At 33.8% G+C, this 624-nt stretch carries 1 pseudogene; it reads right to left on the reverse strand.

Annotation, left to right across the window (positions count from 1 at the left end):
• Positions 1–624: pseudogene (locus tag ACT3SX_RS15480) on the reverse strand (AAA domain-containing protein); the annotation flags it as partial.

Genomic DNA, 624 nt, shown 5'->3' on the forward strand with positions numbered 1-624 from the left:
TATAAATGGATTTAGCAATACATTTTCTGATTCATAAAATGCTTTGGTGTTTTTTAGCAGTTTGCCCAAACCTTGATTTTCTTCTATAGAAAAAGGCTCAGTTTCAAGTGTAGGTACAGATAGCGTAGGCTTGATAAGTAACGCCATGGTTTTTTGATCTAAGGTAATTTCAACAGATTGCGTTAATAGGGGATACTTGATTTGCTTGCTATTTGACTCATTGTCAGCATTTATTTTTGTAGCAATACCGATACCCCATACCAATTCTAGCTGTGCATCAGCGAGATTGCCTTGAAGCTTTTGATTAAGCATGAACAGATTGGAATACAGCGTGATACTTTGACGTATTCGCTTTTCTGTTGCTACCCAAGGTTTCCAGATATTTTGGATGTAATCGTTAAATTCATTTTGTACAGCGTCTTTTTTAGGAAAGTTTTTTAGATGAATTTTTGCTTTTGAGTATTCCGCTACATTTGATGTCTTATCTGGATAATTATCATCGAAATGGGTGTCTTTAACCTCAAATGATGTGAATATTTCACTCGAATCAGAAGATAGTAGGTTGTCATCTATTAATAATTGGACAGAAGTTTTTTCTTTTAATGATGGTTGATCACTAAATTT

It is taken from the genome of Psychrobacter sp. AOP31-B2-9, assembly GCF_052378005.1.
Classification (GTDB): Bacteria; Pseudomonadota; Gammaproteobacteria; order Pseudomonadales; family Moraxellaceae; genus Psychrobacter.